The sequence below is a fragment of the Moraxella tetraodonis genome, assembly GCF_022359095.1.
Taxonomy (GTDB): Bacteria; Pseudomonadota; Gammaproteobacteria; order Pseudomonadales; family Moraxellaceae; genus Faucicola; species Faucicola tetraodonis.
Genome location: NZ_JACSYB010000001.1, coordinates 2,431,150 through 2,439,788, shown reverse-complemented (window position 1 = coordinate 2,439,788; position 8,639 = coordinate 2,431,150). Strand labels below are relative to the sequence as shown.

The following is an 8,639-nucleotide window of genomic DNA, read 5'->3' as shown; positions in this document are numbered from 1 at the left end:
GCTTAACGCTACTAGCTACAATGATATTTTTATTACAAAAATTTACGATCTGAGTTTAAAAAATAAAAAAAGGCAATTTACTGTCGTAAATTGCCTTAGAATTATCTTAATTAGTACTTATTGTTATGATTTAAGCGACTTTCTATGTTGTCTTATTATATTAGCTAAAGAATTTACTTCAAATTCGTATTTACCATTTTCATCAGAATTACCAATTTCATTTAAAATTTTTTCTGCAGCTTTTGGGGGAGAAAAATGATATTTTCCAGATTTATTTATCATTGAACAATGTTTATCATGATAGTCTAAAAACTTTTTCTTAACTCCTTCTTTTTTATCTGCTTTCTTTTTACCACCTTTACCGCCATTTACCTTTGAAATGTTATGATATATACCATTAACATCCAACAATAGGTCTTTGCCTAAAAGGAGTTTCAATTGAATCAAATTGCTTAAAGCCATGTGATATAACATGTTTGATGATAAATAATTACCATCTTTATAAGCTTGCTTACTTAGATTTATATTTAAAAAATAAGCACATAAGTACTGTGCAACTTTTCCATTAGTAAGTCTTTTTACTTCATTAATAAAATCAATGCCACTAACTTCAAGTACTCTATCAGGAAATAAATAATGCTCAATAGCAGCCTTTGGCTCAGTTACTTCAATACTTCTAGTTTCAGCAAATTCACGATATTTTCTATCAAGAATTTTTAATAAAACAAAATTTTCTACATTTTTTTTGGTGACTAGGTTTTTTTTCGCAGCCTTACTAATCTCTTCATTATCAAATGGATTTTTTATAACATCAGGAAAATCAAACAACTCGATAGCAATATCATATGGATGCAAGTAGTAATTAAGAAAAAATTCATATGCTACAGCAAGGTTGTCATTTGGAAAATCTAAATTTGGAGCTTCTAAATCTGGAAATTCTTCATTCATATAAAATCCTTAATTTATGATACTATTATTATCTCAATATATTCTGTTCAATATTGTCTTACAGCTTTAACATGTCAACAAATTCTACGCATACAATAGATCTCAGACATAAATAATCTTATAATTACAAAATACTACATTTTTCGTTCATCTATTGTCTATGATATTTTTCAATATGTAGGACACTAAATTTAGTGTTACTTTTAAGGGTGTTTTAAATTGATTGATTTAAATATTTATATAATTATCAATGATTTATATTGATTGTTTTGTTCACGTTTCCCGCTCCAAATTCAAGAAAGCCTAACTTAATAGTTAGGCTTTTTTATTGTCTATAAATCCGCCTGTATCAAGGCTTTCAAGCTTTGTGCCCCTTTTTTTACTAAAAATGCTTTGTTAATTTAACTAATCAATTTTTTACAAATTTTTAGACCGTGACCAAAACGTGACCATTTTGTGACCACGCTTTTTTTATAATTTTTTAGAATGACCCCGACCGTGAATTTGGATGTTTAATGAAATTCAATATTTTTTTAATTAAATATAAATAACGCATATTTATTAAATAGAACAAAAATCCAATACGAATACGCCTATAAAAGTGATTTATCAATCTAACACATCAAGAATATAATTAGACAACATCTATATAGTTTGTTAGCCTAAACCAATGCTTATTAGCCAATTTCCTTTACTATGACCATCAATAACTTGCTTGACGAACTAAACCCTGCCCAACGTAAAGCTGCCACCACCTCTACCTTCGTTAATTGAAAATGAAGTACTAACGATAAGTTTCAATTATTTTTTCTTGTATATTTTTATGACCAAAACGTTCTAACTGAATTTTGTTATCCGTTTTAGTAAAATAGAGACGATAGTCTCTACCAGTTCTATATTCGTATAAGCCTTTTGTGCTAGTTAAATATTTAATACGATAAGACAGAGGAGCGTCATCGATACGTCTCATATAATTTAAAAGGCTAAAGAATAAGATTTTATTAGTGCCGTACACCTCTTTTGCATCCTCGGTAAATCTATCACTAAGTTTTAAGTTCTGGTTAATATCAAAAATTAAATTAAATCCTCCAGAAATACGGTTAATTGAATTACCAGCAGATTCATAGGCTTTAGCAATGTCTTCACCATTTTTATCTTTTAGATCCTCTACTAGGTCATCATATATTTGTTTCAGAGCAAGATATTGACTGTTAATTTCCTCATTATTTTTCTTTAATTCATCCACTGAATCAATTAACCCTTCGCTTTCGAGTAATTCAAAAGCAGATTCCCAGTCTTCTCTTTGTGCTTCAGCATATTCAATTCTTTTAATCGTATGCTGTACTGTCTGCCTAAATTGATTTTCATGGATAGGCTTTATTAAGTGGCCCATAGAACCAAATTTTGCATAATCATGGGTTATTTCATCTTTTGCATGACCAGTTGCAACAATAAATTTGTTTTTATAATCTTGGAAATTTTTCTTATCAAAAAGTCTAAGTAATTTTAAACTAGTTTCTCCACCCAGTTCATGATCTAAAATAAAAAGGGTTATGCGTTCATCTCGTGCATAAATTTCATCTCTTACTCTCAACACTTCCGAAATGTTTCGACAAGTGTAAGGAGTATATCCCATATTTTTTACAAAACCAGAAAATTGCTCTAAGATTTCCTGTTCATCATCAAGTAAGACAATATTATTCATATTAATTATCCCTGTTTATTAAAAATAGAAATTTTACTTCGAAACCATTTTCAGTATTTCTTTTTAGGACTTTAGCGTTGTACATAGATAAGTATGAATTTACTATGACACTTCCGTTACCTTCTAATTTGCCACTATCGGGATTAACCTTTTCGTTCGAAACGTATAGGTTTTCAATAAAGTTTTCTGGAACGCCCCCTGCATCATCGCTAATTTGAATATAACAATAATCCGAATCAAATTGGCCACAACTGACAGCTATATTACCTTTAAACTCATCAGGGTTTGAATAATATTCAATATATTTGATATCATTTAAAGCTGAAATTGAATTATAAAGAACATTTTTGACAATTGCCCTAATATGATAGGGATTTGCCACTATAAACATAGGTTGATCATTATCTAACGTGAAACTAATCTCTATACTATCTGCACTTGCCATTGGTGGAAGTTTTTGAAAGAAATCAATTAATTCATCTTTCAAGTTAAATTTCTCAATCCCTAGGTTGGTAAGTTTTCGAACATTATCAGTAGTCCACTGTAATGTGTCTCTTGATTTGATTAGCTTATCATGAAGTATCTTTATATCTTGCTCTAAAAATATGTTTTCATCCCTCAGAATAGGTGCTTTATTGATGTCGTGTAAGGCATCTTTAGTATCGTAAAATACTCTCTTAGCCAGACCTTCGATAATCAAGTTAAGTTTTTGAATTTGATTATTTAAAGGGGCTGTAAATTCACTTTCTAACAAATACTTGTTTGCCATTGTATAATTTAGAATAAAATTATACTTATCGATTAAAGTTTCATGTTCTTTGATTAATCCTTCTTTCGCAAGAGAAAGTTTCCTTAATTCTTCCTCTTGGCCTTCTTTATATTGTTGTAGGCTTGCAATATTTAAGGAAAGTTGCGTTTGTTCATTTTTTAATAGACTATTTTCTTCTCTTAGCTGCGAGATTGATTTAGTACTTTCTAATTTTTCATTCGTTCTTTTATTTTGTAACCATCCTAAACTACAGAAAATGAAGAACAATAGTAAGGATAATCCAGCATTTTTGTCATACATATAAGCATCGTTTGAAAATTTACCGGTTTTTAGCCTTTCTAGCCATTTATTTATTCTAAACGCTAGGGTGTTTAAAAGCGTTCTTTGTTTCATGTCTTGACGTTCAAGAACATACACTCTTCCTATTACATCTCCTTCATTAGTAGTTTGCTTATCGGCAAAATTTCCTGTTTTATAATTTTGCAATAGCTTCTCACTATAAAGAGGTGGCGGATTTCTTAAAGGAAACCAACTTTCACCTTTTAACAAAGAAGTATCATTAAAATTATTTTGAGTAAATAAAATTTTCTGATTGCTACATTCATTCGATAAAAGAGGACAGTCAGTGATAATGATATTGAAAACTCGTTTATTAGAATCAATCATCTTTTGAATGGTTTCTTTTGATTCGTGATTCATCATAGCTGCGGAAATCTTATAGGGTAAAAATTCACCGATAATTCCTTTTTCAATATTTAAGACCCTTGACATAGAAGTCTGGTAGGATAGAAAAGAAAAATAGCTAATTACAAAAAATATGCTTAAAGAAATCAGAAAAGATATTGATACGACTTTAAAAGTTAAATTTTTCATATATTTTGTCTAGACATAAATTGAGTGAATTAGTCACTAAGGGATTTAAGAAGGGTCAGCTATTTTAAATCTTATTATTTATTTGCTTTGTTCTTCAATTTTCTTTTCATTAATTTCGTGTCCCAGTGAAGCGATTATGTTCACAAATAGATAATCCAAGGCACACTGGTCTACTTAAATCGGTTATTAGTTTTATTTTATTCAGTACGTTAGTCTGCCAATGTTGGTCAGCAAGAAAATTAGCAGCTTCTTGGTTTGATGTATGCTGAAAAAAACGGAAGAAAATATTTGGTAAACTAATAACCTAAACAGTAGTTTACCATGACCAAGAAAAGAACAGAATACAGTGGAAGTTTCAAAGCTGAAGCCATCGCCAAAATCAAAGAAAATAAAGACAATATCAGCCAAACCGCCAAAAAACTCGGCATACCGATGAACACATTAGCGAACTGGCACAGAAAGGCTGAAAGCGGTGTACTTGCAGGCACACAAACTATAACCCTGAACTTATAGCCGCCTTGGATGAAATCAAAGACCTTAAAAAACAACTCAAAATCGCTTAAGAAGAACGAGAAATCTTAAAAAAGGCAACGGCGTACTTTGCCAATGAGGAGGGATAAGCGAAGCACTGCTTCGCTCCGACGCAAGGCGAGAGCTATGCTTGAGTACCAATAGCCAAGTACGCCTTCATGCAGCAAAATCGGTTACAGTTCAGCCTGACTCGCATAGCAAAGCTATTTGACGTATCAATATCGGGCTACTATGACTGGCTTAATCGTGGGATTAGCAAACGCAAACAGCACCATAATCGTTGTGAAATTTTAGTCAAATCAGCCCACATTGACACCAAAGAAAGCTATGGGCATGAACGGCTACATCAATATCTAATCAGCCAAGGACATAATATTAGCCCCTACATGGTGCTTCATATTAAACAAGAACATGGGATTTACTGCAAACGCCACAAACGATTTAAAGTCACCACTGACTCAAATCATAATAAGCCTGTTTATCCAAATTTGCTAGAACAGCAATTTGACGTGGTAGCTCCTAACATCGAAAAGATTCTTGCGGAGCAGTACCCCTCAGGTCAGCGACATTACCTATATCTGGACAAATGAAGGCTGGGTGTACTTGACAGCGGTCAAAGACCTGTATAGCAAGCAAAGAGATTGTAGGCTATGCTTTAAACAAGCGAATGGCAGCGGATTTAGTGTGCCAAGCGTTGAATAATGCCATCAGGTATAAACGCCCTGCAAAAGGCTTAATTATGCATTCTGACCGAGGTAGCTAGTATTGCAGTCATCAATACCGCCAAATCATTCAAAAGCATGGCTTTGCTGGTTCTATGAGCCGAAAAGGTACTCAGGCATAGCCTTCGCCTTGCACTCGGGCAAAGCAGTGCTTTGCTATTCCTCGTTCATGCTACGATAATGCCCCTATTGAGAGCTTCTTGGGTGAGAAGCACTGCTTCGCAAGAAAAAACGAGCTTGTTTACCATAAAATTTATGAAACTCGTCATCAAGCCATCGTTGATGTGACCAGATATATTGAGATTTTTTACAACCGTCAACGAATACAAAAAGGGTTAGGATTTAAGTCACCTGCGGGGGTTTCTAGGACTTTTATCGTCAGGCTGCCTGACATAATCTACCAAGTGTTTTATTCCGTTGTTGACAGCAGGGGTCACCTTCTATTGTGAATATAAAATGACACAGTCTTTTGAACACTACCCAAAGTTCTGATATATGTCCCTACTTATAAGGTTATTCGATTGCTGTTAAAATGCTTCTTTAAATATTGGATTGAATTCTTTACCTCGTCATCGTCTATGGTAAAGTTTTTAGTTAGATCTCCGTTCGCTTCTTTAAGTAGATTAAAAAGTTCAAAATCATTAATAATTACAGCTTGCATTAATGGGGTGAAATCTTTAATTGAACCTTGGCTATGACTATGATTTACATCAGCTCCTGCGTTAACTAATAACCTTAAAATTTCTTTTAAGTTTTCAACGGATGTATACTTTCTAAAAATCTCAAGTTTAAAATTTTCTAGGATAGTTAAAAATTTTGCTATTGCTTGCTTATCTTGTTCTGATTTACTTACAATTCTAAGCGAGTTTTCCCAGATATCGCTGTAAAGAATATCATCGAGCTGTGTATATGCATTCATACGTCTTATACTTTCAAGTATAGGCTTATCATACAAAAATACTTCACTACGAATGAATGATTCTGCTCTATTAAAATTATTATCACTTTTTTTTAAGTCCTTCAGCATTAACAGGCATTCATACAACGGTGTTCTCATTTCAAAGTTAGTTTTATCAACTTCAGCACCCATTTTTAGTATAGTTTGAACCACGTCTGGTCTACCTGTTCTAACTGCTTGCATTAAAGGAAATTTTTCTAAAGGTGAAGTGATTTGATTAACCACCTTTTTTGTGTATTTTTGCTGATAGTCATGTGCTGTTAATAAATCAAATAGCGTGCGATCCTGTGTGTTAAAGTAGTATAACTCTTTCTCTTTTAAGTCTGATTCTGGCAATATATTTTGAGTTTTTTTCATCAATTTATGACATTCTATTTGATAAAGAAACCATTGAGTAACATCCTTTAAATCCATTTTTTCAAGTGCAATTAGCAGTGCAGACTCATTGTTGCCAGATAGCTGATTTACACTGGCTCCATTATCAAGCAGCTTTTTAACGAACTTCAGATATCTGTCCTGTAACTCTCCAGGCATGCCATGCAACCAACTATAACCTACTAACTGAGGCATTTTTCTATTAAACAGAGTGATTTTATTATTAGAATTTTTATAATCTGGCTTGGGAATATTTAGATTTTTATAGGAAAAATATGGTATTTCGGCAGGCAAAGACGAGTATTCAACATCAGGAAAGCAAATTTCACTAGAGAAAATCCATTGAAAGTACTTAGCCCACATCTGTTCTTCCCAATCTGCAACGGTGTAAGCTGAGAGTATTCTATTCTTGGATTTATTTTCTCTTTCTTTTTTTAAATGAGGCTCTATATCAACAGCAGCCATATCGTAACCAAAATTGGTGCAGGCAATTTTTAAATGACTTAAAAAACTTGTATTAAACTTGCTTTTTTCGAATGACTGCAAATAAGCGGTAGCAGCTAAGCATTCTTTAATCAAATTTGGTAATGTATCCCCACAACTAAATAAGCTGTTATCAAATGCTTTTTGATATAACTTAACAGCCTCTTTTGAATTCCCAGAGAACACGTGCCATCGAGCTTCTAACGCATCTATTTTCACTGATGCATAGGTTAATGATGGGTTTTCACTAATTAAATTTCTCATTTCTGCTATTAAGTTCTGAGAATTAATTTGGCCGACTGTGTCTTTTGAAAACTCTAAACTGAGTAAACTATTGAGCTTATGGTATTTTTCCTTGAATAAGGAATGATCCTGAAATCTTTTCACTTCAACCGTTGCAATAAAATTTTGCATGTCGCAGTTCAAAGACTTAACAACTAATTTTCTTTCATCGCTAGCAGCCAACAGAATTTCTTGCAATGACTGAATAAAAGACTGACCTTTGGGATACGTTCGTACAGTATCCAATGCAACAGCAATTAGAAAATCGAGTTTAATTCTATCCCATTGCTCATTTTTCTCAGGATTAAAATTATAGATAGATCTTGCTGTCAATTTACTTTTTCGACAAGCGTTTTTAATGTCTTCTTTTATTTCATACTCTTTTAAAACAGCTAAATAGTGATTTTTTATCACTGTTAACGATTTTTTTTCGCTGATGAGCATTAAGCGAATTTGCTCTATTGTTTCTTTTGGAAGTTGAGTAAGAAAGTGATTATAGAGGGCAATCGGTAGGTAAAACCTCATTGATAAGATTTCTAATTCATCTTGAGTCATGAAATAAACAGCAGTATTAGGCACGAAGTTGCTCAGATAATCATCTAGATAATTTTTAAAACAATTTGTAATAAATTTCGCTTGTTCAGATGTAAACATAGTTGTAAGCGGTTGATAAAATACTTGCTCTATAAATCCATCAACTGCTGCCATCGATACATTTTTATTATCTAGTTGATCCTTTAGCTCAGTGTTCCTTCTATTGGGTTTTTTTATAGAGTTTTCTTTTTGATTGTTTAAAGCAATTTGATGAGGCGACTCATTGTTTACGTCAAAGTTACGATTTAGTGTTAGTAATTTTGTTAGTTCTTTTATTTGTTTGAATGGTGTTGGTAAGTGAGTAACTTTTGGCATTGGGATAATTCCTGATTTTAATCCTAGTGCTTGTTGACTAAATTGCTTCGCTAATCTAAAGATATCTTGTATTAACTTATTATG

At 32.5% G+C, this 8,639-nt stretch carries 4 protein-coding genes and 1 pseudogene; 1 reads left to right on the top strand and 4 read right to left on the bottom strand.

The window, feature by feature from the left end; all coding sequences use genetic code 11:
- Positions 1-123: 123 nt before the first annotated feature.
- From H9W84_RS10780 to H9W84_RS10770, 3 genes are all read right to left on the bottom strand, one after another.
- Positions 124-948 (bottom strand): hypothetical protein, encoded by an 825-nt coding sequence (locus tag H9W84_RS10780; protein ID WP_239743561.1) that lies wholly within the window; start codon positions 946-948, stop codon positions 124-126.
- Between the two features lie 784 nt (positions 949-1,732).
- A complete protein-coding gene (locus H9W84_RS10775) occupies positions 1,733-2,653 on the bottom strand; it encodes a response regulator (RefSeq protein ID WP_100274276.1) in 921 nt (306 codons plus the stop codon).
- Position 2,654: 1 nt separating this feature from the next.
- On the bottom strand, positions 2,655-4,295 hold the full coding sequence (locus H9W84_RS10770; RefSeq protein WP_239743559.1) for a histidine kinase: 1,641 nt from the start codon (positions 4,293-4,295) through the stop codon (positions 2,655-2,657).
- Positions 4,296-4,616: 321 nt separating this feature from the next.
- On the opposite strand from H9W84_RS10770, the pseudogene H9W84_RS10765 reads away from it, so the two are divergent.
- Positions 4,617-5,939: pseudogene (locus tag H9W84_RS10765) on the top strand (IS3 family transposase).
- A gap of 114 nt (positions 5,940-6,053) precedes the next feature.
- Here H9W84_RS10765 and H9W84_RS10760 read toward each other — a convergent pair.
- A complete protein-coding gene (locus tag H9W84_RS10760; RefSeq protein ID WP_239743558.1) occupies positions 6,054-8,555 on the bottom strand; it encodes an ankyrin repeat domain-containing protein in 2,502 nt (833 codons plus the stop codon).
- Between the last annotated feature and the right edge of the window lie 84 nt (positions 8,556-8,639).